Annotated in this window: 21 protein-coding genes; 6 read left to right on the top strand and 15 right to left on the bottom strand. The window is 58.0% G+C overall.

What is annotated here, in order from left to right; genetic code table 11:
- Positions 1-112: 112 nt before the first annotated feature.
- The 7 genes from G5193_RS08205 to G5193_RS08175 all read right to left on the bottom strand — a co-directional run bounded on the left by G5193_RS08205 (position 113) and on the right by G5193_RS08175 (position 9,114).
- Positions 113-1,873, bottom strand: a complete 1,761-nt coding sequence (locus G5193_RS08205) for a DEAD/DEAH box helicase (RefSeq protein ID WP_266134418.1) — start codon at positions 1,871-1,873, stop codon at positions 113-115.
- A 115-nt stretch (positions 1,874-1,988) separates the two neighbouring features.
- Positions 1,989-3,026, bottom strand: a complete 1,038-nt coding sequence (locus tag G5193_RS08200) for an HlyD family secretion protein (RefSeq protein ID WP_075115488.1) — start codon at positions 3,024-3,026, stop codon at positions 1,989-1,991.
- Positions 3,027-3,029: 3 nt separating this feature from the next.
- Positions 3,030-3,368, bottom strand: coding sequence for a DUF3302 domain-containing protein (locus G5193_RS08195; protein WP_257124649.1), 339 nt, complete (start codon positions 3,366-3,368; stop codon positions 3,030-3,032).
- 223 nt (positions 3,369-3,591) lie between these two features.
- Complete coding sequence (locus G5193_RS08190) at positions 3,592-5,013, bottom strand: carbon starvation protein A (RefSeq protein WP_005350521.1); 1,422 nt, start codon at positions 5,011-5,013, stop codon at positions 3,592-3,594.
- Between the two features lie 140 nt (positions 5,014-5,153).
- A complete protein-coding gene (gene btsR, locus G5193_RS08185; protein WP_005344408.1) occupies positions 5,154-5,858 on the bottom strand; it encodes a two-component system response regulator BtsR in 705 nt (234 codons plus the stop codon).
- Positions 5,855-7,525 (bottom strand): sensor histidine kinase, encoded by a 1,671-nt coding sequence (locus G5193_RS08180; protein WP_216954170.1) that lies wholly within the window; start codon positions 7,523-7,525, stop codon positions 5,855-5,857. The genes btsR and G5193_RS08180 overlap by 4 nt, the downstream gene beginning before the upstream one ends.
- Before the next feature lie 353 nt (positions 7,526-7,878).
- Positions 7,879-9,114 carry an HD-GYP domain-containing protein gene (locus G5193_RS08175; protein WP_216954168.1) on the bottom strand — a complete coding sequence of 412 codons (1,236 nt, stop codon included), beginning with the start codon at positions 9,112-9,114 and terminating at the stop codon, positions 7,879-7,881.
- Positions 9,115-9,344: 230 nt separating this feature from the next.
- On the opposite strand from G5193_RS08175, the gene G5193_RS08170 reads away from it, so the two are divergent.
- Positions 9,345-10,961 (top strand): phosphoethanolamine transferase, encoded by a 1,617-nt coding sequence (locus G5193_RS08170; protein WP_421205780.1) that lies wholly within the window; start codon positions 9,345-9,347, stop codon positions 10,959-10,961.
- Positions 10,962-11,032: 71 nt separating this feature from the next.
- Here the strand turns inward: G5193_RS08170 and nagC are convergent, their stop codons facing one another.
- From nagC to nagB, 3 genes are read right to left on the bottom strand one after another with little or no spacing between them, the layout of a single operon-like run.
- Complete coding sequence (nagC, locus tag G5193_RS08165; protein WP_005334312.1) at positions 11,033-12,247, bottom strand: DNA-binding transcriptional regulator NagC; 1,215 nt, start codon at positions 12,245-12,247, stop codon at positions 11,033-11,035.
- A 4-nt stretch (positions 12,248-12,251) separates the two neighbouring features.
- A complete protein-coding gene (gene nagA / locus G5193_RS08160) occupies positions 12,252-13,397 on the bottom strand; it encodes an N-acetylglucosamine-6-phosphate deacetylase (RefSeq protein ID WP_421205779.1) in 1,146 nt (381 codons plus the stop codon).
- Between the two features lie 9 nt (positions 13,398-13,406).
- Positions 13,407-14,207, bottom strand: a complete 801-nt coding sequence (nagB, locus tag G5193_RS08155) for a glucosamine-6-phosphate deaminase (protein WP_005334308.1) — start codon at positions 14,205-14,207, stop codon at positions 13,407-13,409.
- Positions 14,208-14,480: 273 nt separating this feature from the next.
- On the opposite strand from nagB, the gene nagE reads away from it, so the two are divergent.
- From nagE to glnS, 3 genes are all read left to right on the top strand, one after another.
- Positions 14,481-15,959: an N-acetylglucosamine-specific PTS transporter subunit IIBC gene (gene nagE, locus G5193_RS08150; RefSeq protein WP_421205778.1), complete on the top strand. Its 1,479-nt coding sequence runs from the start codon at positions 14,481-14,483 to the stop codon at positions 15,957-15,959.
- Positions 15,960-16,080: 121 nt separating this feature from the next.
- A complete protein-coding gene (locus tag G5193_RS08145) occupies positions 16,081-18,744 on the top strand; it encodes a beta-N-acetylhexosaminidase (protein ID WP_005334304.1) in 2,664 nt (887 codons plus the stop codon).
- A gap of 355 nt (positions 18,745-19,099) precedes the next feature.
- The gene (gene glnS / locus G5193_RS08140; protein ID WP_005334302.1) at positions 19,100-20,761 is read left to right on the top strand and encodes a glutamine--tRNA ligase; all 1,662 of its coding nucleotides are present in this window, start codon (positions 19,100-19,102) and stop codon (positions 20,759-20,761) included.
- A gap of 116 nt (positions 20,762-20,877) precedes the next feature.
- Here the strand turns inward: glnS and fur are convergent, their stop codons facing one another.
- Positions 20,878-21,306 carry a ferric iron uptake transcriptional regulator gene (fur, locus tag G5193_RS08135; protein WP_005334301.1) on the bottom strand — a complete coding sequence of 143 codons (429 nt, stop codon included), beginning with the start codon at positions 21,304-21,306 and terminating at the stop codon, positions 20,878-20,880.
- A gap of 242 nt (positions 21,307-21,548) precedes the next feature.
- Between fur and G5193_RS08130 the strand changes: the two genes are divergently transcribed.
- Entirely contained in the window at positions 21,549-22,022 is a 474-nt protein-coding gene (locus tag G5193_RS08130) for a DUF4442 domain-containing protein (RefSeq protein ID WP_058056010.1), read from the top strand.
- A gap of 90 nt (positions 22,023-22,112) precedes the next feature.
- Here the strand turns inward: G5193_RS08130 and fldA are convergent, their stop codons facing one another.
- Genes fldA through G5193_RS08110 form a run of 4 tightly spaced genes read right to left on the bottom strand, consistent with a single transcriptional unit; the run spans position 22,113 to position 24,053 of the window.
- Complete coding sequence (gene fldA, locus G5193_RS08125; RefSeq protein WP_005334298.1) at positions 22,113-22,637, bottom strand: flavodoxin FldA; 525 nt, start codon at positions 22,635-22,637, stop codon at positions 22,113-22,115.
- Between the two features lie 39 nt (positions 22,638-22,676).
- Complete coding sequence (gene ybfE / locus G5193_RS08120) at positions 22,677-22,973, bottom strand: LexA regulated protein (RefSeq protein ID WP_005334297.1); 297 nt, start codon at positions 22,971-22,973, stop codon at positions 22,677-22,679.
- 20 nt (positions 22,974-22,993) lie between these two features.
- Positions 22,994-23,215, bottom strand: coding sequence for a DUF2788 domain-containing protein (locus tag G5193_RS08115; protein ID WP_005334296.1), 222 nt, complete (start codon positions 23,213-23,215; stop codon positions 22,994-22,996).
- Positions 23,216-23,270: 55 nt separating this feature from the next.
- Positions 23,271-24,053 (bottom strand): alpha/beta fold hydrolase, encoded by a 783-nt coding sequence (locus tag G5193_RS08110; protein ID WP_421205777.1) that lies wholly within the window; start codon positions 24,051-24,053, stop codon positions 23,271-23,273.
- Positions 24,054-24,327: 274 nt separating this feature from the next.
- On the opposite strand from G5193_RS08110, the gene seqA reads away from it, so the two are divergent.
- Positions 24,328-24,837, top strand: coding sequence for a replication initiation negative regulator SeqA (gene seqA / locus G5193_RS08105; protein WP_005350541.1), 510 nt, complete (start codon positions 24,328-24,330; stop codon positions 24,835-24,837).
- Positions 24,838-24,857: the final 20 nt, after the last annotated feature.

Raw genomic sequence — 24,857 nt, 5'->3', positions numbered from 1 at the left:
AACATCCTCTAACGTGACGAAGGGCCCGGCAGTGGTGCCGACCCTGATAATTCAACCCGCCGATGCGGGATCGACGGGATAACGCAATTCATGCCATGTATGCCGGTCGCCATCATGTCATCGAGTTGGCGGTACGATAGCGACCCTCATAATCAAAAATTTTCTCTTTTATCTGCCAGAAGCGACCCGATTTGCGGGCGATGACAAAATCGGGATGACGGAACTGGCTTTGCGCGGCCAGCACGCTCGCCAGGGTGGCAAATTCGGGCTCCAGCCCCGGGGCGGGCCAATGATGACGCACAAAGTGCTGTTGAAACAAGCGCCGTGCGCCCGGGGAGTGAAATCCGAAGTATTCACTGAGGGTCAATCCATCCTCATCGTGGTAGGTCACCTCCAGCCGCTCCCCCTGTTTGCCGCGCCCTGCTGTGAGGGTTAGCCCCGCACAGCGGATCACCATACAATCCTTGAGATTGAGCGCCTCTTTGAGCTTGTCGTCAGGGTCCACCAGCAGCTGATCGCAGCTCTGGCAGCGGCGGGCGGCGATGTCGTTCTCCGCGCCACAGCCGGGGCAGATCTTGGCGCGAAAGCGGTAGTCGCACTCTTCACGGTTGCCCTCGTCATCTTCAAACAGCCCCTGACAGCGGCGTCCGTAGTGCTCGATCACCTTGCCATCCTCGTCGGTCTTGCCCCAGAAGGTGTTGGCAAAACCGCAGGCGGGGCAGGGTACTTGTACCGGCTCGGTACCGGCGTGGGGGCGAGGCTCCCCCACTTCGGGGGCGAACAGGTTGAAGTTGTTGCCCGCATAGTCGAGCACCAGACAATCGCTCTTGCCCGGCGAGAGGCGCAGGCCCCGCCCCACGATCTGCTGGTAGAGGGAGACCGACTCAGTGGGCCTGAGCATCACGATAAGATCGACATGGGGGGCGTCGAAGCCGGTGGTGAGTACCGCCACGTTGACCAGAAACTTGAGCTCCCGCGCCTTGAAGGCGCTGATGAGGGCATCGCGCTCCGGCCCCGGCGTCTCGCCGGTGATAAGGGCTGCCTGCTGGCCTCGGGCGCCCAGCAGACCGTGAATTTCGCGGGCATGCTCGACGGTGGCGGCGAAGATCATCACCCCCTGCCGGTCGGCGGCATACTCCAGCACCTGACTCAGGATATGGGGGGTGACCCGCTGCTGGCGCTTGAGCTCTCCGTTGAGATCTGCCTCGCTAAAGAGGCCGTTCTCCCTCGCCACCAGCTTGCTGAAGTCGTAGTGGACTATGGGGGCATCCACCATGCGCGGCGGCGTCAGGTAGCCGTTTTTCACCATAAAACGCAAGGGCAGCTCGAACACGCAGTCGCCAAACAGCCGCTCGCCGTGGCTCTTGACCATGCCGTGGTAGTGGCGCCGGTAGATCCAGCCCAGCCCGAGCCGATAGGGGGTGGCGGTGAGGCCGAGGATCTTGAGGGCGGGATTGGCGGCCTTGAGGTGGCCTAACACCTGATGGTACTGGCTGTCGTCATCGAGCGAGACCCGATGGCACTCATCGATGATCAGCAGCGAAAACGCCCCGTCGAAGGCCGCCAGATTGCGGGCGACCGACTGCACCGAGCCGAACACCACCTGGGCGCTCGCCTCCTTGCGATCCAGGCCGGCAGCGAAAATATCGGCCTTGAGCCCCCACGCCTCGTATTTAGCGTGGTTCTGCTCCACCAGCTCCTTGACGTGGGCCAGCACCAGCACCCGACCGCGCGCTTTGCGGGCCAGCTCGGCGATCACCAGACTCTTGCCGGCCCCGGTGGGCAGCACCACCACGGCGGGATCCGGGTGTTTGCGAAAGTGGCTGATAACGGCGTTGACGGCGTCGGTCTGATAGGGTCTGAGAACGAACATGCAGGCTTGGGTATGTCGATGTGGGGTGGTGCAAGATGGCGCCATTATAGGGTGCTTGCCGTCACAAAAACAGCGGGCCGGCATGATGCCGGCCCGCAGGGTGCTTGGGTGCTGATCAATGGAACGGGAAGATGTAGTTCATCCAGCTTGCCATGCGCAGCAGCACTTTGCGCATCACAGATACATGGTGGAAGTAGTGGGTATAGATGGCAGCCTGCCCGCTGGAGCCTGCAATTACCTGATACTTGGCCCACTCGGGGTCGGTGATGGAGATAACCACCGGCAGACGACCCGGGCGCACCGCAGTGGTTTGATCCAGCAGACCGGCGTTGGCCTGCACGTTACCGGCGGCAATGGCCGGAACCACGGCTGTCACCTTGCCTTTGAAGATCTTGCCGGGTACGCCATCGATCACCACTTCGGCCTCATCGCCCACCGCCAGTCTCTGCATGCTGTTCTGCCAGAACCAGCCGACGTAGGCGGTGTCATCCTTGTGGATGAAGGTCATCACCGGACGATACATGAAGGGGGTGGCGATCATGCCGGGGCGTAGGGCCAATTGCACCACATGACCATCGCTCGGGGCATAGACCACGGTTTGTGACTGCTGGTACTTGGCTTCCATCAGCTGGGCCTGCAGATCGTTCAGGGTGGCTTTCTGCTGGTCAATCTGGGCCACGATGTCGTCCACGTTGGCCTGGGTGACGTCGAGGTCGCGCTGCTTGCCCACGCCACGGCGCATCAGGTCGCTGGCGCGATCCCGATCCAGCCTGGCGGAGCGCAGTCTCGCCTCGATGGACTTGAGGTGTTCGCGGTTGGATTCGACCCGTGCGGTGAGGCTCTCCACTTTCAGGCGGAACGGCTCGTCATCGATGCGAAACAGCACATCCCCTTTTTTCACCGGCTGGTTGGCCTGTACCGGCACCTCAACCACCCGGCCCTTGACCAGCGGCACTATGGGGGTGGAGACGTAGTAGTTGCGCGCCATCTCGGAGTAGGGGTGGTTGTAGTTCATCAGCATGATCAGGGTGCCGATGAGCAGCACGCCGCCCAGTGCTGCGGTGGGGACGGTCCACTTGTTGAGCGGGATGCGGAAGATTTTGAATATGGCGACACACAGTGCCGTGTAGGTCAGGATCAGTAGCAGGTCCATGGTTTATCCCTGTTGCTCACTCTGTTCGATAGTGTTGATACGGCTCTTCAGATCCGCCAACTCCTGCTTGAGGGCCGCCAGCTCCTCTTCATCTTCTTGCAGCCGCTGGCTAAAGCCCCAGCCGCGATCCGGCCGATAGAGGGTTGCCCAGATCCAGAGGAAGGGCCACAGCACGTGCAGGGTAAACAGGCTGACCCAACCTGCCACATGAATGGCATCCTGATGAGGGTGATTCCGATGTTTGGCAATCTCGTAAGGAATATCGTGGATAACGATGACGCCATAAAAAATGACCAGCCCGACAAAGACGAGCAGACCAAGGGCAAAATAATCAAGGGCCATTTATAACCTCCACTGGCATGACGCACAGCTTAATCATGGGTTCCAACAAGCACTAAAGCAATTAAGAATCACACATTTATCGTCAGTTTGCCCGGAATCTTAAAGCTATTTGCTGTATTGAAGCTGAAGCCGTTCGACAGTTGTCTTATTAGTCTTTTTGTCATTAAAAAAGGCGCCATCAGGCGCCTTTTTTGTACTGCTTTCGCAGCAATTTTTTGCTGTTTTACCCTTCGCTGGTACTGCTGACCAAGGGCTGGCGGAACTTCATCAGGAAGGCCACGGTAATGGCCGCCGTTGCAGTCAGGCCGATGATGGTGGAGGTCCCCATCTCCAGCCCGAACCCGATGGGGGCGTTGGCCAGATAGGTGATCACTACAGCAGTCATGAACATGGCGGGAATGGTGCAGATCCAGTGCAGCTTGCCCTCTTTGATGAGGTAGGCAGCCGCAGCCCACAGCATGATGACGGCGGTGGTCTGGTTGGCCCAGCCGAAGTAGCGCCAGATCACCCCGAACTCAGCCTTGGAGATGATGAAACCAAGGATAAACATGGGGATGGCGATCAGCAGACGCTTGGCCAGCGGTTTCTGGGTCATCTTCAGGAAGTCCGCCACGATCAGGCGAGCACTGCGAAACGCGGTGTCACCGGAGGTGATGGGCAGGATCACCACGCCGAGGATGGCCAGAATGCCTCCTACGGTGCCGAGCAGGCTGGTGGAGACTTCGTGTACCACGGCTGCCGGGCCGCCGTTGGCCATGGTAGCGTTGAGCGCTTCGGTGCTGTCGTAGAAGGAGAGACCCAGGGTGCACCAGATAAGGGCGATGATCCCTTCACCGATCATTGCACCGTAGAAGATGAAGCGGCCGGATTTTTCGTTCTGCATGCAGCGCGCCATCAGCGGTGACTGGGTGGCGTGGAAGCCGGATACCGCGCCACAGGCGATGGTGATGAACAGCAGCGGCCAGAGCGGCAGCTCGGTCGGGTGCAGGTTGGAGAAGTCCATCCCGGTGTTGTAGAAGCCTTTGCCGGAGGCGATCAGGCCAACGATGAGGCCGACCGACATGAAGACCAACAGGGCGCCGAAGATGGGGTAGAAGCGGCCGATGATCTTGTCGATGGGGACTATGGTCGCGAGGATGTAGTAGGCAAAGATTGCCACAATCCAGTAGACCAGATCGGTGGAGGTGAGGTTGGCCAAGAGGCCTGCCGGGCTCAGCACGAATACCACGCCCACCAGCATCAGCAGCACCACGGCAAACAGGTTCATGAAGTGCTTGGCGGCGGTGCCCAGATGCTCACCGACCACGGTTGGCACCGAGGCACCCTTGGCGCGCACCGACAGCATGCCGGAGAAGTAGTCATGTACCGCACCGGCGAAGATGCAGCCAAAGACGATCCACAGCATGGCGACGGGGCCGTAGAGGGCACCCAGGATCGGGCCGAAGATGGGGCCGACACCTGCGATGTTGAGCAGTTGAACCAGATAGACTTTCTTGTCCGACATGGGGACATAGTCCACCCCGTCAGCCATGGTGATTGCGGGGGTTTTCAGCTCGGGTTTCGGGCTGAATATCCGTTCGATGAATTTGCCGTATATGAAGTAGCCGGCCACAAGTAAGCCGACACAGAGGAAGAACCAGATCATTGCTACGCTCCTGCATTGTTATTTTTTAGTGTGCAGAGCGAGTCTAAAACGGTTGCGCCTGACTGGCAGGTGAAACTCCCCGAGCGGCGCTTTGGCGCGCCGAGCGGTCGGCGGCTGTGATCAGGCGCACACTCCGCGGCTCAGTCCAGCCCCAGCTGATCTTTGAGCTCCTTGAGATAGCGACGACTGACCGGCACTCGGGCGCCGCTCGGGGTGACAATCTCTGCCAGCTGGTTATCCAGCAGCCGGATCTCGAAGATGGCGTTGGGGGAGACCAGATACTGGCGGTGGCAGCGCAGCAGCGGGCTCTTTTCTTCCAGCGATTTGAGGGTGAGCTGGGTGTGGAACAGCTCGCCCTGACAGGCCACATGGACCCCGCCCAGATCGGAGAAGGCATACTCCACCTGCGCGATGGGCAGCAGCCTGACCCGATTGTGCAGATAGCCCGGAATATGTGCGATGGTGGGGGCCAGCCGCTCGATGGGCTGCGGGGAGATATCCTGCTTGAGGCGAGCCAGCGTCTTGGCGAGCCGGGCGGGCTCCACCGGCTTGAGCAGGTAGTCGAAGGCGTTCTCTTCAAAGGCCTGAATGGCATATTCGTCAAAGGCGGTGACAAAGACGATGCGGGGCAGGGGGTCGAGCATGGCGACCAGCTCCATGCCGCTCAGCTTGGGCATCTGGATATCGAGGAACACCACATCAGGCTTGAGGCGCTGAATAAGCGGCAGCGCCTCGATGGCGTTGGCCGCTTCCCCCACGATCTCGATGGCAGGATCGCAGGCCAGCTGCTGCCTCAGCTCTTCGCGGGCGTAGTGTTCGTCATCGACTATCAGAGTGCGGATCATGGTTGCTCCTTGGGGATGGTGAACGACACCCGGGTCCACTGTTCCGGCTCGCACGCAATAGTCACGCCATAGCGCTCGCCAAAGGCGCTTTTCAGTCGCCGGTCTACGATGGTCATGCCCAGACCGTCGCCAGCGGGATGTGCTTGCCAGGTGCCTGCATTATCTTCCACATGGATGGTGACGCTGGTGGGATGCTCATCGGTCCAGAGGCGAATGCGCCCCTGCTCCAGCAGAGTCGAGATGCCGTGCTTGATGGCATTCTCGATCAACGGTTGCAGGGTGAAGCTGGGCAGTCGCAGTGTGGCCAGATGGGGCGGGATCTCGTTTATCACCGTCAGCCGATCGCCAAAACGGGCCAGCTCGATCTCCAGATAGGATTGGCAGTGCTCCTGCTCCTCCTGCAGAGTCGCAAGGCCGCTCTGGCGTTTGAGGTTCTTGCGAAAGAACAGCGACAGATGCAGCAGCAGATCCCGCGCCTTGTCCGGATCGCGCCGGGTGATGGCACTGATGGTGTTGAGGGTGTTGAACAGAAAGTGGGGGTTGATCTGGGCCTGGATCAGCTTGAGTTCGGACTGCACCAGCAGCCGCTGATGCTGCTCCAGCCGACCGGCCAGCAACTGCTGTGACAGCAGGTTGGCAATCCCTTCCCCCAGGGTGTGGTTGATCTTGAGAAACAGTCGCTTCTTCGGCTCGTAGAGCTTGATGGTGCCGATCACCCCCTTGTCCCCCTGCAGCGGGATCACCAGCACCGAGCCCAGCTGGCAGGCGGAGGAGAGGCTGCAGCGATAGGGCTGGCTGTTGCCATCGGCAAACAGCACCTTGTTCTGGGCGATGGCCTGCATGGTGATGGCTGACGCGATGGGGGTGCCCGGCAGATGGTGATCTTCGCCGGTGCCGATAAAGGCGAGGATCTGCTCGGTGTCCGTGATGGCGACCGCCCCAACGCCGGTCTCCTCCTGAATGATGCGGGCAATCTTGTTGCTTGCCTGTGGGGTAAAGCCCTGACTCATGATCCCCACTGTACGGTTGGCGATATTGAGCGCCTTGGCGGAGAAGACCCGGGAGAACTTCTCATACATCCGCTGCTGGTCGCGGATCATGCTGATAAAGAGCGCCGCGCCACAGGAGTTGGCCAGAATCATCGGGGTGGCGATGGTGCGTACCAACAGCAGGGATTTGTCGAACGGGGTCGCCACCAGCAGGATGATGACCATCTGCATGATCTCGGCATAGAGAGTGGTAAAGAAGGCGATGCGTGGTTCAAACAGGGCATCCGTTCGCCCCGAGCGCATCAGTCGCCAGTGCACTATGCCCCCGAGCAACCCCTCGCAGGTGGTGGAGATGGCGCAGGCGAGATCGGTAAATCCCCCCAGCGTATAGCGGTGCAGACCGCCGGTCAGCCCCACCAGAAAGCCCACCAGCGGTCCCCCCAATAATCCCCCCAAGACGGCGCCGACAGCCCGGGTGTTGGCGATGGCATCGTCGATATCTAGGCCCACATAGGTTCCGAGGATGCAAAAACATGAAAATATTATGTATATCAGTACCTTGTGAGGAATCCTCACTGAATAGTTGGCAAGCGGGCGAAGCAGCGGGCTTTTCGAGAAGAGATAGGCGATCACCAGGCTGACGCTCATCTGCTGTAACAAAGAGAGAACCAACTGCATAAAAAACGCGCCTCATCAGCCAGCCTAAAAAACAACCAGCCCGTGAATAAGTGTGATCAAGATCTTGTTCGGTTGGCCCTGCGGGTCGCAACGGACCGCCAGTTTGCCAGAACAAATGGATAAAACTACATTAAATCAGCATGTTAAATTGATATTTGTGTAAGAGGCGACAGATTGCTATTGATGGATAGAGCATGAATGTATCCGTCGGATACGCCACATGGAAGTGGCATGCTCCGCCCGGCCCCCTAGCTGGGCGTTTTTTATACATGATCAGATGGCAACCTGTTGGTGGGGATTCGTGCAATTATTCCGGTTTGTCCAATGAGTTATCCCCAGCTTCTGGGGATAACTCAGAATGCAAAGTAGTAACAGAAGCGGCGGGTCAGATTGAAGAACTGCCGCTGTCCCTCATCCAGCTCCTCCTGTTTGATAAAGGCACTGATGGTGCGTTCATCTTCCCGCAGATCGATCATGGCGACCGCTTCCGGCCGCTGGGCCTTGATATAGGGCAGGATCTTCGGCTTGAGGGGCATGGTGGGTTCGGTAGAGAGTACCAGCGCAATGCTCTCGTCGGAGAGTTTCACCAGGGATCCCGGCGGGTAGACCCCCAGCACCTTGACCAGCAACTTGACCAGATTCTGGTCGAACTTCTTCTGGGATAACTTGTAGAGCTGGCTGATGGCCTGACTCGGTGCCGCCGGCGTGCCGCTGTTGCGGGGATGAAGCAGCTCGTCGTAGAAGTCGACCAGTCCGATCAGCCGCGCCAGCGGCGGGATCTCCCCCCCCTTGATCCCCAGCGGATAACCGCTACCGTCGAGCCGTTCGTGGTGCAGATGGGCTACCTGACGAATTTTGGGCTCAAAGGCATTGAGTTGGTTCAGCATGTCAAATCCGTACTGGGGATGCATCTTGAGGAAGTTCTGCTCAGCCTTGTTTAGCTCACCACGCTTTTGGGTGATCTGGCTGGGAATTTTCAGTTCACCTATATCGTGGATAAGTCCCGCAAGCCCGGTCTCTTCCAGCTCGATGGGATTCATCCCCAGTTCGCGCGCCATCAACATGGCAATGAAAGCCACGTTGAGACTGTGCTGCAGCAGGACATCGGTGTGGGGACTGCGGATCAGGTGGAGCCCGAGGGGGCCCTCGTGCTGACTGAGGGTGAAGGCGGCATTGCGGACGATCTGGGCGGTGTTGGCCAGCCCTTCATCCGGTTTGAGGTTGAGTGCCCCGAGCGCATCGCGCAGCTCGCTCATGGACTGGCCAAAGGCCTTGTCGGCGGCGCGCATGGAGCGGCGAAAGGCTTTTTCGTCAAAAGGGGGCGGGCCGGCATCAATCAGGGACTCCAGCTCTTCGAGATCGGGCCCGGCATCGGGGATATCGCCACGCAACAGTGGCTCGATAGGCAGATCGCTCTTGTCCGGATCCACCATCATCAGGCTCAGATCAAGGTGGCGGATGATATCCAGCTGCTGCTGATCTTTGATTTTGAAGGCATTGAACATAAACGGGTGGTTGGTCCATCCGGTGGGGAGATGGATATAGTGGCCTACCCGCAACTGTTCTATGGAGGCTTGGATCAGTGCCATCGGTTAACCTGCATTTCTGGAATGCCTACTCAACAAGCTAGCAAAATCCGATGGATAGACAACTAAAAATCCATTTCGGGGCTACGGAGCACCCCGTGCTGTTATGGGGCGCACGAGCGCCGTGCTTCTCCTCTTAATTCGCGCTTAAGTTTTACTTCCTACGCTGGCCCCGTCGTTTTTGTTGGCTTGGCCGGCCCGCTGCGCTGCAGGCCGGTATGTAGGAGTTGTTTATGCGTGTAACTCTCGGTGTACTGCAGACCAATCTGTTGCTGGTGCTCTTTTTCGCCCTGGTACTGAACTGGCCAATCTTTTTGCATTTCTATACGGTGCTCAGCGCCCTGACCCATGTCAAAGCCGGATTTGCCATCTCGATCCCGCTGGTGCTGATCGCTGCGCTCAATGCCGTGTTTATTCCCTTCACGTTCCGGTTTGTGCTCAAGCCCTTTTTTACCGTGCTCATTCTGACTGGCTCCATCGTCAGCTACGCCATGCTCAAATACGGTGTCATCTTTGATGCCGGCATGATCCAGAACATAGTGGAGACCAACAGTGGTGAGGCGGGTGCCTATTTGAATGGCTCGGTTGCGCTCTGGTTTCTGCTGACCGGGCTGCTGCCTGTTCTGGTGCTCTGGTCACTGCGGATCCGCTATCCGGCTCGCTGGTATCAGGGGTTGGCGTGGCGGGCTGGTGCACTGGCTATCTCTCTGCTGTTTATCGGGGGCGTCGCGTCACTTTACTATCAGGATTACGCCTCGGTCGGGCGCAACAACAAGTCGCTGGCCAAAGAGATTGTGCCCGCCAACTATGTGCACGGCCTCTACAAATATGGGCGGGATGTGCTGTTTGCCACGCCGATCCCCTACCAGCATCTGGGGACAGATGCCAGGGTGGTGGCGCGGGGAAGCAAGCCGACTTTGATGTTCCTGGTGGTGGGGGAGACGGCGCGCAGCCAGAACTACTCCCTTAACGGGTATGGCAAGGCGACCAACAGCTTTACAGCAAAAGAGCAGGGGGTGGTGTCGTTCAGGAATGTGCGCTCCTGCGGTACAGCCACCGCCGTCTCGGTGCCCTGCATGTTCTCCAACCTCACTCGCCGCGGTTACGATGACCAGCTTGCCAGCTCCCGTGACGGCCTGCTCGATGTGCTGCAACATGCCGGGGTCTCGGTGTTGTGGAAAGAGAACGATGGCGGCTGTAAAGGGGTGTGCCGCAATGTGCCGACCATCGAGATCCTCCCCAAATCCTATCCTGCGCTCTGTCAGGGGGAGTCTTGCTATGACGAGGTGCTGCTGGAGGGGCTGGATCAGCAGATTGCCGGCATGAAGGGCAACAAGCTGGTGGCTTTTCACCTGATGGGCAGCCATGGCCCGACCTATTTTCGTCGTTACCCTGCCAGCGAGCGCGCCTTTATGCCGGACTGCCCGCGTAGCGACATTGAAAACTGCAGCAACGAAGAGCTGGTCAACACCTATGACAACACCATCCGCTACACCGACAAGGTGGTGGGACTGCTGATAGACAAGCTCAAGTCGCTGGAGAGCCAGTATGATGTGGGACTGGTCTATCTCTCCGATCACGGCGAATCCCTTGGGGCTATGGGGCTCTATCTGCACGGCACGCCCTACAAGTTTGCGCCGGATGATCAGACCCGGGTGCCGCTGCTGACCTGGTTCTCGCCCCAGTTACAGGCCGATCGCCAGCTTGATATGGGTTGCCTGGCGGCGGAGGCGAGCAGCCAGCGCTTCTCCCATGACAACCTCTTTCACTCCATGCTGGGGATCATGGATGTGCAGACCCGTGTTTACGACAACAAGCTGGACCTGTTCAAGCCATGTCGGGCGGGTTAAACCGCTAGCAAGCACACAATAGAAAACGGCAGCCAGTGGCTGCCGTTTTGTTATCTCGCAAGGTCAGTGCCTTACTTCTGCTCCATGATGATCTGCAGCAGATCTCCCTCCAGCAGGGCGCGCTTGACCAGCGCAAAGCCGCCATAGGTCGGCTGGTTCTGGAAGCGGGCTTTCACGATGGGCAGGCCACGGTGGAAGCTCGGCAGGGATTGATGCTCGACGCAGCGACGGATGGCCGGGAAGAGGATCTCTTCGGCGGCGGTGATTTCACCGGCGATCAGCACCTTCTGCGGGTTGAACAGGTTGACCGTGATGGCCACTGCCCGTCCCAGATGCTCACCCACGTTCTCGATGACGCTGCGGGCCAGTTCATCACCTGCCAGCGCCGCCTTGCACACCTCCTGAATGGTGATGTGCTTCTCCTGCAGCGCGCTCTGGTGGCCGCGGCTGATGAGCTCCTTCACCTTGTCGATGATCGCTTCGTTGGAGGCGATGGTTTCGAGGCAGCCGAAGTTGCCACAGTGGCAGCGCTTGCCGAGCGGCTCGACCTGAATATGGCCGATCTCGCCGACGTTGCGGTTCTGACCGAGGAACACCTGACCCTTGGTGATGATCCCCGAGCCCGTCCCCTGGTGAACACTCACCAGAATGGAGTCCATGCAGTCGCGGGACTCACCGAAGAAGTGTTCGGCCAGCGCGAGGGAACGGGTGTCGTTACCCACGTAGCAGGGAAGGTTGAAGTGGTTCTCAAGCAGCTTCGCCAGCCCCAGATTGCGGATCTGGTACTTGGGGGTGTAGATGACCATACCGGATTCCGGGTTGACCAGACCCGGCATGGTCAGCGCGATGCTGATGAGGTTGCGACAGCGTTCGCGGTTGGCATCGATAAAGGCGCCAATCTCTCGCAGCAGCATGTCGACCACGGGTTGCTGGTCGATCTCGGTCACCTGAATGACGTGCTGGTCGAGCTCCTTGCCATCGAGGTCATAGAGACTCAGTTGCAGGTAGCCGCGGCCCAGCTTGGCAGAGACAAACTGAAAGCGATGTTTGATGGTGGTCAGGGAGATGGCACGCCGCCCGCCTGTTGAGGCTTGCGGAGAGGTCTCCTTGATCAGGCCATGCTCGATCAGTTGCCGGGTTATTTTGGTCACGCTGGCCGGTGCCAGCTGACTCAACTCGGCAATCTTGACCCGGGAGATGGGGCCTTGCAGGTCGATGAGCCGATACACGGCTGCACTGTTGACCTGCTTGATAAGATCTACGTTTGCTATTTGTCCGCCAGTCATGATGTCACTGTTGTGTGTAGTGTCCGTTAACCACGGTCCCACGGACCGTGAAGTCCTGATCGAAGACAGTGAGGTTGGCTACTTTACCGACCTGGATACTACCGAGACATGAGTCCCATCCAATGGCGCGAGCGGGGTAGAGGCTGGCCATTCTCAGTGCTTCATCGAGCGGTAATCCGACCTGCTTGACCAGATTTTCCACCCCCTCAATCATGGTGAGGGAGGAACCGCCGAGTGTACCATTCTCGTCGACACACTGACCATCGCGTAAAAAGACGGTGGTGCCACAAAAATCAAATTTCTCAAAGCCTTCCGGCGCTCCGGCTGCTGCGGTGGCATCGGTGACCAGCACCAGTCGCTCCCCCAGCGCCTTGTGAGCAAGACGCACGTTGGCCCAGTGCACATGGTGGCCATCGACGATGATGCCCGCGTAGACATCCTTGCGATCATAGATGGCGCCCACGACGCCCGGTTCGCGACCGTTGAGGGTCGGGGTCATGGCGTTGTAGAGGTGGGTCGCAAAGCGAATACCGTTATCGAACCCGGCCATGGCCTGATCGTAACTGGCGGCAGTGTGACCGGCCGAGACCAGAATGCCCGCTTCCACCAGACGGCGGATATGGGCCGGTTCGTTGCGCTCCGGAGCCAGGGTGATTTTGGTGATGGCATCCGCGTTGGCGCAGAAGAAGTCGATCATCTCGTCCGCTGGCTGGCGAATTTGCGCGGCAGGGTGGATCCCCTTGCGCTTGAGGTTGGTGTAAGGCCCTTCCAGATGGACGCCCAGCACCTCGTTGGGGTGTGCAGCCATGTAGTCACGGGTCACCGCAACGGCCTGCTTCATATCCGCATCCGGACTGGTGATCAGGGTCGGCAGGAAGCTGGTGGTACCGGATTTGAGGTTGGCCGCCTGCATGGTTGCCAGGGTCTCGACCGTGATGTCTGTGTTGAACATCACCCCGCCACAGCCGTTGAGCTGCACATCGATAAAACCGGCGGTCAGGTTGGCGCCTTTGAGGTCAATCTGCTCGATGCCCGCAGGCAGTTCGGCCAGGTGAGAGATGGCGACAATCTTGTCGCCCTCGATAAGCACCCCGTAGCCGGTCAGCACGCAGCTGCCGGTGTAGAGGGTGCAGTTGGTCAATGCGTACATGACGACTCCTTACAGACGGCCGATGTTGGCGGCTTCCAGCTGCTGGAAGTAGCGAACGGTCTTGACCTTGAGCTCCATGGTGGAGGGCTCGTCACACACCATCATTCCCTTCGGATGCAGTTGCAGGGTGGAGATGGTCCACATGTGGTTGACGCTGCCTTCCACGGCGGCCTGCAGGGCCAGTGCCTTGCCGTGACCGGTAACCAGGATCATGATCTCTTCCGCATCCATCAGGGTGCCTACACCAACGGTCAGGGCCAGCTTGGGCACCTGCTCCATGTCGCCACCGAAGAAGCGGGAGTTGGCGATACGGGTATCTTCGGTCAGGGTCTTGACCCGGGTGCGGGAGGAGAGGGAAGAGGCCGGCTCGTTGAACGCGATGTGGCCGTCGTTACCCACGCCACCCATGAACAGGTGGATCTTGCCGTAGGACTTGATCTTGTCTTCGTAGCGCTTGCACTCGGCCACCAGATCCTCTGCATTGCCGTTGAGGATGTTGATGTTCTCGGGACGAATGTCGATGTGGCTGAAGAAGTTGTTGTGCATGAAGCTGTGGTAGCTCTCCGGGTGATCTTCCGGCAGGCCGACGTACTCGTCCATGTTGAAGGTGACCACGTTCTGGAAGCTCACTTCACCGGCTTTGTGCAACTCGATCAGGCGCTTGTAGGTGTTGAGCGGGGTGCCACCGGTGGGCAGGCCCAGTACGAAAGGGCGATCGCTGGTCGGCTTGAACGCGTTGATGCGGTCAACGATGTAACGAGCAGACCACAGGCCTACTTGGCTGGCAGATTTCAACGGGATCAGGCGCATATGGGATACCTCTGTGTCGGGTTGCGACCGGTTTGGCGGTGGCAATTGGCTAAGACGGATTCAAGTTGTTTTATAGCGTAAATAAAGATTGCGAACTAAGCCACATCTATCCACCACCTTTATCTTGTTTGGGTGATAACGATCACGATTATCGGTTTATTAATTTGCGCAGCGAAATAAAAGCCCTAGACTGCCAATCAAGCCTTGATGGCTTATGCGTCAAACGTGATAAGCACTTAATTTCTAGAAAAACATTAACTAAGGAGAGGAACCGTGAACATTCTCGGTTATTTGCAAAAGATCGGCCGTGCCCTGATGGTGCCGGTAGCGGTATTGCCTGCCGCCGCGATCCTGATGGGGGTTGGCTACTGGATTGACCCGAATGGTTGGGGTGGTGACAGTGCGCTGGCTGCCTTCCTGATCAAGGCGGGCGCAGCCATTATCGACAACATGTCCGTACTGTTCGCAGTCGGTGTCGCCTACGGTATGTCCAAGGATAAAGACGGTTCTGCTGCTCTGGCAGGTCTGGTCGGCTTCCTGGTCGTTACCACCCTGCTGAGCCCGGGTGCCGTGGCCCAGATCAAGAGCATCCCGGTGGAGCAGGTTCCTGCCGCGTTTGCCAAGATCAGCAACCAGTTCGTGGGTATCCTGTGTGGTGTTATCGCCGCTGAGCTGTACAACCGCTTCAGCAACGTCGAGCTGCACAAGGCACTCTCCTTCTTCTCCGGTCGTCGTCTGGTACCGATCGTAACCTCCGTGGTGATGATCGTCGTATCATTCATCCTGATGGCCGTATGGCCGGCAATCTACGGTGGTCTGGTCTCCTTCGGTGAGTCCATCGTGAGCCTGGGCTCAACCGGTGCCGGTATCTACGCCTTCTTCAACCGTCTGCTGATCCCGATCGGTCTGCACCACGCCCTGAACTCCGTGTTCTGGTTCAACGTGGCCGGTATCAACGACATCCCGAACTTCCTGGGTGGTCAGGCTACCATCGATGCCGCTCTGGCCGCTGGCAAGAGCCTGGAGCAGGTGAAAGGCGTGGTCGGTATGTACCAGGCTGGCTTCTTCCCCATCATGATGTTCGGTCTGCCGGGTGCCGCTCTGGCCATCTACCACTCCGCCAAGAAAGAGAACAAAGAGAAAGTTGCCTCCATCATGATCGCAGCTGCCTTTGCCTCCTTCTTCACCGGTGTAACCGAGCCGCTCGAGTTCTCCTTCATGTTCGTGGCGCCGGTACTGTATGTCATTCACGCCGTACTGACTGGTATCTCCGTGTTCATCGCTGCCTCCATGCAGTGGATGGCCGGTTTCGGCTTCAGTGCCGGTCTGGTGGATATGGTGCTCTCCAGCCGTAACCCGCTGGCGACCAACTGGTACATGCTGATCCCTCAGGGTCTGGTCTTCTTCGGCCTCTACTACACCGTGTTCCGCGTAGTGATTGCCAAGCTGAACCTGAAAACCCCGGGTCGTGAAGATGACGAAGAGACTGCTCCGGCTGCCGCTCAATCTACCAACCGTACCGAGCTGGCCAAGCAATACCTGGAAGTGCTGGGTGGTCAAGAGAACCTGGTCTCCATCGATGCCTGCATCACCCGTCTGCGTCTGACTCTGAAAGACCGCAGCATCGTCGATGAGCGCAAGCTGAAAGCCCTGGGTGCTGCCGGTGTGGTCAAACTCGGTGAGCAGAACCTGCAGGTGATTCTGGGCCCATTGGCCGAAATCATCGCCGGTGAGATGAAAGCCCTGCGTTAATCGAGCGACTCGCTCACCTCAAGTCTAAGTCCATTGTTGACATAACTAAGGGCCCCGCTCAGGGGCCCTATATAAAAAAGCCAAGAAAATCCAACCTTTACTTCAAATGAGAGCAGCAGTTATGAACTTGAAACATTCTCTGTTAGCCATTGCCATGTCTACCGTTTTTGTCAGCCAGGTCCAGGCAGCCGATGCCGCCAAGCAGGCTGTGGTCGACTCCCTCGCCAACAACCTGGTGGTCAAGTATGAAGTGGTCACCAACGACGGTGCAGGTGCCGGCCTCGATTGCCAGGCGCTGGGTTCCGAGTGGGCGAGCTGTGGCGTTGCCAAGCTGCACCTGACCAATACCGGTGCGGACGTCACCTCCAAAGACTGGAGCATCTACGTCTCCTCCATCCGTCGTATCCAGCGTGTGGATAACGACCAGTTCACCATCACTCACCTGACCGGCGATCTCTATCGTTTGACGCCAACCGAGAAGTTCCAGGGCTTTGCCAAGGATGCCACGGTCGAAGTGCCGCTGGTGGTGGAATACTGGGTACTGTTCGAATCTGACATCATGCCGAACTGGTATGTCGCCAGCGAAGGTGCCGAGCCGAAAGTACTGGCCAGCATGAGCAACATCAATGATGCCAGCACCTACGAGAAGCCGATGCCGGCTGATGGCTGGAAGCGTACCAAGGATGACAAGAACATCCTGATGAACAGCGAGACCCGTTTCGCGGCCAACCAGACCAGCACCCTGCTGCCTGCTGGCAAGATTGACAACCAGATCCTGCCGACCCCGATGAAGCAGGTAGTCAAAGCTGGCCCGCAGGTTGACTTCTCCACCATCAAACTCAATGCCCTGGACTTGCCGAGCGATCGCGCCGAGGCTCTGAAGGCTCAACTGACCAAGCTGGGTGTTACCCTCTCCGACACCGGCTACCCGGTGACCATCAAGCTCGGCAGCAAGCTCAAGCAGGCTGAAGGCTATGACATGACCATCGGTCAGAAGGGCACAGTGATCCAGGGTCGCGACATCGATGGCGCCTTCTGGGGGGCACAATCCCTGATCTCCCTGCTGGGTGTTGATGACAAGCTGGTGAGCCCGATGACCGTCGAGGATGCGCCGCGCTTTGAATACCGTGGCATGCAGACCGACGTGGCCCGCCACTTCCGCAGCCTGGATACCATGAAGAAGCTGGTTGACCAGATGTCTGCCATGAAGCTCAACGTGCTGCACCTTGGCCTGACCAACGATGAAGGCTGGCGTCTGGAGATCCCGGGTCTGCCGGAGCTGACCCAGGTCGGTAGCCAGCGTTGCCACGACGAGTCCGAAACCAAGTGCCTGATGCCGCAACTGGGTTCCGGCCCGACCAGCGACAACCAGGGTTCCGGTTTCTACAGCAAGTCTGACTACGTGGATCTGGTGCGTTATGCCAAGGCTCGCGGTGTGACTGTGATCCCCGAAATCAACATGCCGGCCCACGCCCGTGCTGCCGTGGTCTCCATGGAAGCGCGCTACAAGCGTCTGATGGCGGAAGGCAAAGAAGCGGAAGCCAACCAGTTCCGTCTGACTGATCCGGCTGACACCTCCAACGTCACCTCAGTCCAGTTCTACGACAAGATGTCCTTCATTAACCCTTGCCAGCCAGGTGCTGCCACCTTCGTGGCCAAGGTAATGGATGAAGTTGCCCAGATGCACCAGGCCGCCGGTCAGCCGCTGACCGCATGGCACTACGGTGGTGATGAGGCTAAGAACATCATGCAGGGCGGTGGCTATCAGGATCCGGCCGTCACCAAGAAAGAAGAGCTGGTCGCCTGGAAAGGTAACGTCGACTCCAGCAAGCAGGACAAGCCGTTTGGCAAGTCCCCGATGTGCCAGAAGATGATCGACGAAGGCAAGATCAAGGAAGTGGGCGAGCTGCCGGTTTACTTCGCCAAGGAAGTGGGCCAGATGGTCAAAGACCGCGGCTTCTCTACCCTGCAGGCGTGGGAAGATGGTCTGAAGTACGCCAGCGGAGCCAAGGATTTTGCCACCGACAACACCCGTGTCAACTTCTGGGAAACCCTCTACTGGGGTGGCTTCAACGAAGCGATGAAGTGGGCGCACAAGGGTTACCAAGTAGTGCTGTCCAACCCGGATTACCTCTACTTCGACTTCCCGAACGAAGTACACCCGGCTGAGCGTGGCTACTACTGGGCAACCCGTTTCAACGACACGCGCAAGGTGTTTGCCTTCGCCCCGGAAAACCTGCCACAGAACGCCGAGACCTCGGTTGATCGCGACGGCAACGCCTTCGTGGCCAAGGGTGACCAGGATCCGGTCAAGTTCAAGGGGATCTCCGGTCAGCAGTGGAGTGAAACCGTGCGTACCGATGCTCAGTACGAGTACATGGTCTACCCGCGTATCTTCTCCGTGGCCGAGCGTGCCTGGCACAAAGGTGGCTTCGAGCTGAACTATGTGAAGGGTCGTGAGTTCTCCGGCGAGACCAAGTTCGTCAACAAGGCCACCCTCAACAAAGAGTGGAACCAGTTTGCCAACGTACTGGGTCAGCGCGTGCTGCCGAAACTGGATCAGGCCGGTGTTGAATACCGCCTCTCCGTACCGGGTGCCAAGGTAGTGAACGGTGTGCTGGAAGCGAACGTGGATCTGCCGGGTCTGCCCATCCAGTACAGCCTGGACGGTACCAACTGGAGTGCCTATGACGCCGCGGCCAAGCCGAGCGTGAATGGCAAGGTCTACCTGCGTACCACCAGCTTCGATGGCAAACGCACCAGCCGTGTCACCGAACTGAACTGATAGCAGTCAACCGTTAACATGAGGTGGGTCGCAAGACCCGCCTTTCCCAAGGGCGATGGCGCATCGGGTTTGGGAAAGGTTGACTGTGCGTGTGAGCCTTTGTTGTGTGTAATTGTCTGTTTTGCGTTTTTCATCACTTTCAGCCCCGCCCAGTGCGGGGCTTTTTTATGCATTTGGTGTGCAATGTGGCAAGCCACGCCGTTTTTAGCGGTGCAATGGCCGGGAAATGGCCCGGAAGTGCCAAATTCAGGTTGAGACAGCGCCCGTAATAAGGGATCATACCCGGCTTGACGGCGGGGGGATGAGGGTGCCAGCCGGCACAACTTCCGCCAGTGACGCTTTTTTGAGGTGAGCCATGAGTCAGGCGAACAGCCCAACTAACTTTATTCGTCAGATCATTGATGAAGATCTGGCCAGCGGTAAGCACAGCAGCGTGCATACCCGTTTTCCGCCCGAGCCGAACGGTTATCTCCATATCGGCCACGCCAAATCCATCTGCCTGAACTTCGGCATCGCCCGCGACTATCAGGGCCAGTGCAACCTGCGTTTCGATGACACCAACCCGGTGAAGGAAGATATCGAGTACGTAGAGTCCATCAAGCAGGACGTACAGTGGCTCGGCTTCCAGTGGAATGGCGAGATCTGCTACTCCTCCGACTATTTCGACAAGCTGCACGGCTACGCCATCGAGCTGATTGAAAAGGGTCTGGCCTATGTGGACGAGCTGACGCCCGAGCAGATGCGCGAGTACCGTGGCACCCTGACTGAAGCTGGCAAGAACAGCCCGTTCCGCGATCGCAGTGTGGAAGAGAACCTGGCGCTGTTTGCCAAAATGAAGAACGGCGAGTTCGCCGAAGGCACCGCCTGCCTGCGCGCCAAGATCGACATGGCATCCCCCTTCATGGTGATGCGTGATCCGGTTATCTACCGCATCAAGTTTGCCCACCACCACCAGACCGGTGACAAGTGGTGCATCTACCCGATGTATGACTTTACCCACTGCATCTCGGACGCGCTGGAAGGGATCACCCACTCCATCTGCACCCTGGAGTTCCAGGACAACCGTCGTCTGTACGACTGGGTGCTGGACAACATCACCATCGACTGCCACCCCCGTCAGTACGAGTTCTCTCGTCTGAACCTCGAATACACCGTCATGTCCAAGCGCAAGCTGAACCTGTTGGTGACCGAGAAGCACGTCGATGGTTGGGACGACCCGCGCATGCTGACCGTCTCCGGTCTGCGTCGTCGTGGTTACACCCCGGCCTCCATCCGCGAGTTCTGCAAGCGCATCGGCGTCACCAAGCAGGACAACATCGTCGAGATGAGCATGCTGGAAGCCTGCATCCGCGAAGACCTCAACGAGCATGCACCGCGCGCCATGGCCGTGCTGCATCCGGTGAAGGTGGTCATCGAGAACCTGGCTGCCGACGAAGTGCTGACAGCCCCGGCCCACCCGAGCAATGCCGAGATGGGTACCCGCGAGCTGAACTTTACCCGTGAAATCTTCATCGACGAAGCGGACTTCAAAGAAGAGGCGAACAAGCAGTTCAAGCGTCTGGTGCTGGGCAAGGAAGTGCGTCTGCGCAATGCCTATGTGATCAAGGCCGAGCGCATCGAGAAAGATGCCGATGGCAAAGTCACCTGCATCTACTGCTCCTACGATCCCGAGACTCTGGGCAAGGATCCGGCCGATGGCCGCAAAGTGAAAGGGGTGATCCACTGGGTCAGCGCCACTCACTCCCTGCCAGCGGAAGTACGTCTCTACGATCGTCTGTTCAAGGTGCCGAACCCGGGTGCCGAGGATGACTTCGAAGCCGCCCTGAATCCGGAATCCCTGGTGATCATCGAGGGTGCCCGTGTCGAGGCGTCGCTCAAAAACGCCAAGCCGGAGCAAGCTTACCAGTTCGAGCGTGAAGGTTACTTCTGCGCCGACAACAAGCTCTCCAGCCCGGAGCATCTGGTGTTCAACCGCACCGTTGCCCTGCGCGACTCTTGGGGCAAAGTCGAAGGCTAAGCCGATGGGGCAGGGGAGACCCTGCCCTGTGCGATGCCAAAGGCCTGCGCCGGACAATAAAAAAGCCAGCTGATGCTGGCTTTTTTATTGTCCGTTATCTGCAAGTCGCGGGCGACTTATTCGTCGTGCTTGCACTCACCGGTAGCACAATGACCGTAGAGGTAGAGGCTGTGGTTGGTGAGACGGATATTGAATTTCTTGGCGATCTCGCGCTGACGCTGTTCGATCACTTCGTCGGAGAACTCGATCACCTTGCCGCAGTCGAGGCAAACCAGGTGGTCGTGGTGCTCCTGAGTGGCCAGCTCGAATACCGACTTGCCACCTTCGAAGTGGTGACGGGTAACGATACCGGCATCATCAAACTGGTTGAGAACGCGATAGACGGTAGCGAGACCAATCTCTTCACCCAGGTCGATCAGTCTTTTATAGAGATCTTCGGCGCTGGTGTGCTGGCAGTCCGGCTGTTGCAGGATTTCCAGGATTTTGACCCGGGGCAAGGTGATCTTGAGCCCGGCCTTTTTTAACGCTTGGTTGTTGTCTGCCATATTCTACTTATTCGCATTCTCGAAGGTGGGGTTATTCTGATGGACTGCCGCAGGAATGGCAACCTTGAACTCGCTTGGCCTGTCATTATAGGTCGTAGCCTCCCTAAAAATAAACCCAGCAATTCAAGGGGTTTAGCCATAAATGGCCGGTTGGATTGAAATAATCAATCGTGTCGTCCGACTTGCTGGCATGGCAGATGTTGATAAGATGTAACTTTCATATTTCTGGTCGGATGAGATCCATGGATTGGCTTTTTGACAATGCGGCCTGGGTGCGCCGCGCACTCAACGCCTGGCCCCCTTTCTGGGGGGCCGGTATCAAGATAGAGACCCTGAGCGATGACTTTCGCTACTGTCGGGTGACCCTGAAATCCCGCTGGTGGAACAAGAATGCCAACCGCACCCAGTTTGGCGGCAGCATGTTTGCCATGACTGACCCCATCTATCCGCTGATGCTGATGGGCTACTTCAAGAATCGCTACTACGTCTGGGACAAGGCGGGCAGCATCAACTACATCAAGCCGGGCAAGGGCAAGCTGGTGGCCGAGTTTAACCTGACCGAGGGCAAGCTGGCCGAAATCGTGGCGGCGACCGAAGGTGGCAACAAACACTTCCCAGAATTCGAGGTCTCGGTGCAGGACAAGAGCGGCGAACTGGTGGCGCAGGTCAAGCGCACCCTCTATGTGCGAGCCAAACCGGAGCACAGAGGTGAATAACAGGGGAGAATGAAGGCAGGCATTGCCACTTGCAGATACAACAAGGGCCCCGTCGGGGCCCTTGTTGTCAGAGAAATGAAGGGAGGCGGATTACTCCAGCTCGCCCAGGCACATCTCTTCGTGCAGCTGCTTGCACCAGCCCTTGACGCGCTCGGCGGTCAGCTCCGGCTGGCGATCTTCATCGATACCCAGACCGACAAAGTGCTTGTCATCGACCAGTGCCTTGGAGGCTTCGAACTCGTAGCCGGCAGTCGGCCAGTGACCGATGATGATGGCGCCTTTTGCTTCAACGATGTCGCGCAGGGTGCCCATGGCGTCGAGGAAGTACTCGGAATAGTCTTCCTGATCACCGCAACCGAAGATGGCGACCAGCTTGTTGGTGAAGTCGATTTCGCCCAGATCGGGGAAGAAGTCGTCCCAGTCGGCCTGGGCTTCGCCGTAGTACCAAGTCGGGATGCCGAACATCAGCAGATCAAAGCTCTCGATGTCGGCCTTGCTGCTCTTGGCGATGTCACGGACTTCAATCAGGTTTTTGCCCAGCTCTTTCTGGATCATCTTGGCGACAGCTTCGGTGTTACCGGTATCGCTGCCAAAAAACAGACCTACACTTGCCATAGTGTTTAGTTACCCGTATTTGGTGTTAATGCTCGACGCTCAGACTGCAATGTCCACCGCAAAGGCGGACTCAATCTGTTGTTTCAGGATAGATTGGATCAGCTCGGCTCGGCTGATGTTCTGTTGTAACGCAAGTTGGTTCAGGCGCTCCAGCAACTCGGCCTCCACCTTTAACTCTACCCGCTTCAGCCCATTTTCCCGATCGCGCTTAAGCTGGTTACGCTTGTTGATCTTGAGCTGGGTCTCGCGGGGGAGTGGATTGGTCTTTGGCCTGCCGGGGCGCTTCTCATTTGCGAACAGATCCAGTGTTGTTCGATCAGTTTGCTGTTTGGCCATACATCACAGATGAAAATAAGTTAGCCGAGTCCTGAGCCTTCCCAGCCCAGTTCGATCAGCCCCTTGGCGACAAAACCCGCACAACCCAGAAACAGTACCAACCAGACGATAAAACGACCGAAACGGGGCACGTTGCCGCGCTTGAGCACGTCCTGAATGGCCAGGCCAATCAATATGAAAATGGCCACAAAGAATAACTTGAGGCCCAAACTTTCGATCAGGTCGATATGTTCACTTAGCATGGATTGCGCACACTCCTTATGACCGGCGCACTATATCACAAAGGATTTGAAACTGTTAACCGCCTGTCGACAGGAAATCCACAACCAATTTGTTGAACAGAGCCGGTTTTTCCGCATGCAACCAGTGGCCGGTACCCGCGATGACACGCACCTTTGCCGCCGGGAATTGGGCCAGTGCCGTCTCGCTGTATTGGGGCTGCATGTAATCGGAATCCCCCCCCTTGATAAAGAGCACTGGCCCCTCGAAGCGATGCTCATCCTCTGGCCAGCCCATGATGTTGGCGTAGTTTTGCTCAAGGGCGGGCACATTGAAGCGCCAACTCCAGCCATATTCACCTTTGGCGAAGGATTTGAGCAGGAACTGGCGTACCCCGGCGATCTCGATATGCTGCGCCAGCATGGCTTCCGCTTCACTGCGGCTTTGCGGCGGCGTGCGCAGTGTGGCGTTGAGTCCGGCAAAGACATTCTGGTGGCGGGAGTGGGGATAGGCGACCGGCGCCATGTCGGCCACCACCAGTTTGGTCACCCGCTCTGGCGCCAGCTTGGCGAGCTGCATCGCCACCTTGCCACCCATCGAGTGGCCAATCAGGGCCGCTTCGGCAATCTCCAGCCGATCCATCAGGGTCAGGATGTCGGCCGCTTGCGCCGGATAGCTCATCTCGCTGCTATGAAAGGAGGCTCCGTGGTTGCGCAGATCGACGCTGATGACCCGGTACTGTTCACAGAGAGCACGGGCCAGCAGGCCGAGGTTGTCGAGGCTGCCAAACAGGCCGTGGATCAGAATGACCGCCGGCCCCTGACCCTGCTCCTTGAAGTTCAATATGCTGTTTTGTTGCAAAATGACACCTTGTCGGTCGTGGGTGCGTATCGCTGTTTTATTTAACGCACTGGAAAGAAAAGGATTTCGTCCAATGGATTGGGATTTTATGTGGTTTTTTTTCTAAAAAATCCCGTCCGGATCGGCTATCAGTGCGGCTGATCACACACTTGGCCCGCTATTATGCCGTATTCTCGATGAGATTCATGTACATCTGCCAGCCCCTTGCTTGGGCTGTCGGGTTTGCCTATGTATAATCGCCGCATCCGAATTTCGACGAGTCCAGCGCATCCCTATGAAAACCATCGAGCTTGATGACGATCTCTACTTCTATATCGCCAGCCAGACCCGGCACATTGGTGAGAGTGCCTCCGATATCCTGCGCCGTCTGCTGGAACAGCCTGCTCACCAACGTGTGCCGGTTGCCGAGCCCGTTGCTGTCGCGCAGCCCAGTACCGTAGCCACCCAACAAGGGCTGCAAGCCTTGCTCGATTCTGGTGAGCTGCAAAAAGAAGAGAAGTCCATCAACCGCTTCATGCTGGTGCTGAGTACCCTCTACCGGGATAACCCGGAAGGCTTTACCCAGGCCACCGAAATCAAGGGGCGCAAGCGCGTCTACTTCTCGCAGGATCCCGAGGCTCTGCGCGCCAGTGGTAGCACCACCAAGCCCAAGCCGGTACCGGAGACCCCGTTCTGGGTGATCACCAACACCAACACCAGCCGCAAGCAGAACATGGTTGCCCAGCTGATGGCCAGCATGGGCTATGGCGAAGAGGTGATCGCGCAGGTGTGTGGCGCCATTTAACGATTCTTCAAGACTCAGGC

The organism is Aeromonas sp. 601027 (assembly GCF_049174455.1).
In the GTDB taxonomy this organism is placed as follows: Bacteria; Pseudomonadota; Gammaproteobacteria; order Enterobacterales; family Aeromonadaceae; genus Aeromonas; species Aeromonas veronii_A.
This window is presented reverse-complemented; position numbering and strand designations above follow the sequence as displayed.

What these genes read in the sequence shown, in the direction of transcription:
- G5193_RS08205 (WP_266134418.1), bottom strand. Translation starts at nt 1,873, where the DNA reads ATGTTCGTTCTCAGACCCTATCAGACCGACGCCGTCAACGCCGTTATC.
- G5193_RS08200 (WP_075115488.1), bottom strand. Translation starts at nt 3,026, where the DNA reads ATGGACCTGCTACTGATCCTGACCTACACGGCACTGTGTGTCGCCATA.
- G5193_RS08195 (WP_257124649.1), bottom strand. Translation starts at nt 3,368, where the DNA reads ATGGCCCTTGATTATTTTGCCCTTGGTCTGCTCGTCTTTGTCGGGCTG.
- G5193_RS08190 (WP_005350521.1), bottom strand. Translation starts at nt 5,013, where the DNA reads ATGATCTGGTTCTTCCTCTGTGTCGGCTTACTTGTGGCCGGCTACTTC.
- btsR (WP_005344408.1), bottom strand. Translation starts at nt 5,858, where the DNA reads ATGATCCGCACTCTGATAGTCGATGACGAACACTACGCCCGCGAAGAG.
- G5193_RS08180 (WP_216954170.1), bottom strand. Translation starts at nt 7,525, where the DNA reads ATGCAGTTGGTTCTCTCTTTGTTACAGCAGATGAGCGTCAGCCTGGTG.
- G5193_RS08175 (WP_216954168.1), bottom strand. Translation starts at nt 9,114, where the DNA reads ATGGCACTGATCCAAGCCTCCATAGAACAGTTGCGGGTAGGCCACTAT.
- G5193_RS08170 (WP_421205780.1), top strand. Translation starts at nt 9,345, where the DNA reads ATGCGTGTAACTCTCGGTGTACTGCAGACCAATCTGTTGCTGGTGCTC.
- nagC (WP_005334312.1), bottom strand. Translation starts at nt 12,247, where the DNA reads ATGACTGGCGGACAAATAGCAAACGTAGATCTTATCAAGCAGGTCAAC.
- nagA (WP_421205779.1), bottom strand. Translation starts at nt 13,397, where the DNA reads ATGTACGCATTGACCAACTGCACCCTCTACACCGGCAGCTGCGTGCTG.
- nagB (WP_005334308.1), bottom strand. Translation starts at nt 14,207, where the DNA reads ATGCGCCTGATCCCGTTGAAATCTGCCAGCCAAGTAGGCCTGTGGTCT.
- G5193_RS08145 (WP_005334304.1), top strand. Translation starts at nt 16,081, where the DNA reads ATGAACTTGAAACATTCTCTGTTAGCCATTGCCATGTCTACCGTTTTT.
- glnS (WP_005334302.1), top strand. Translation starts at nt 19,100, where the DNA reads ATGAGTCAGGCGAACAGCCCAACTAACTTTATTCGTCAGATCATTGAT.
- fur (WP_005334301.1), bottom strand. Translation starts at nt 21,306, where the DNA reads ATGGCAGACAACAACCAAGCGTTAAAAAAGGCCGGGCTCAAGATCACC.
- G5193_RS08130 (WP_058056010.1), top strand. Translation starts at nt 21,549, where the DNA reads ATGGATTGGCTTTTTGACAATGCGGCCTGGGTGCGCCGCGCACTCAAC.
- fldA (WP_005334298.1), bottom strand. Translation starts at nt 22,637, where the DNA reads ATGGCAAGTGTAGGTCTGTTTTTTGGCAGCGATACCGGTAACACCGAA.
- ybfE (WP_005334297.1), bottom strand. Translation starts at nt 22,973, where the DNA reads ATGGCCAAACAGCAAACTGATCGAACAACACTGGATCTGTTCGCAAAT.
- G5193_RS08115 (WP_005334296.1), bottom strand. Translation starts at nt 23,215, where the DNA reads ATGCTAAGTGAACATATCGACCTGATCGAAAGTTTGGGCCTCAAGTTA.
- seqA (WP_005350541.1), top strand. Translation starts at nt 24,328, where the DNA reads ATGAAAACCATCGAGCTTGATGACGATCTCTACTTCTATATCGCCAGC.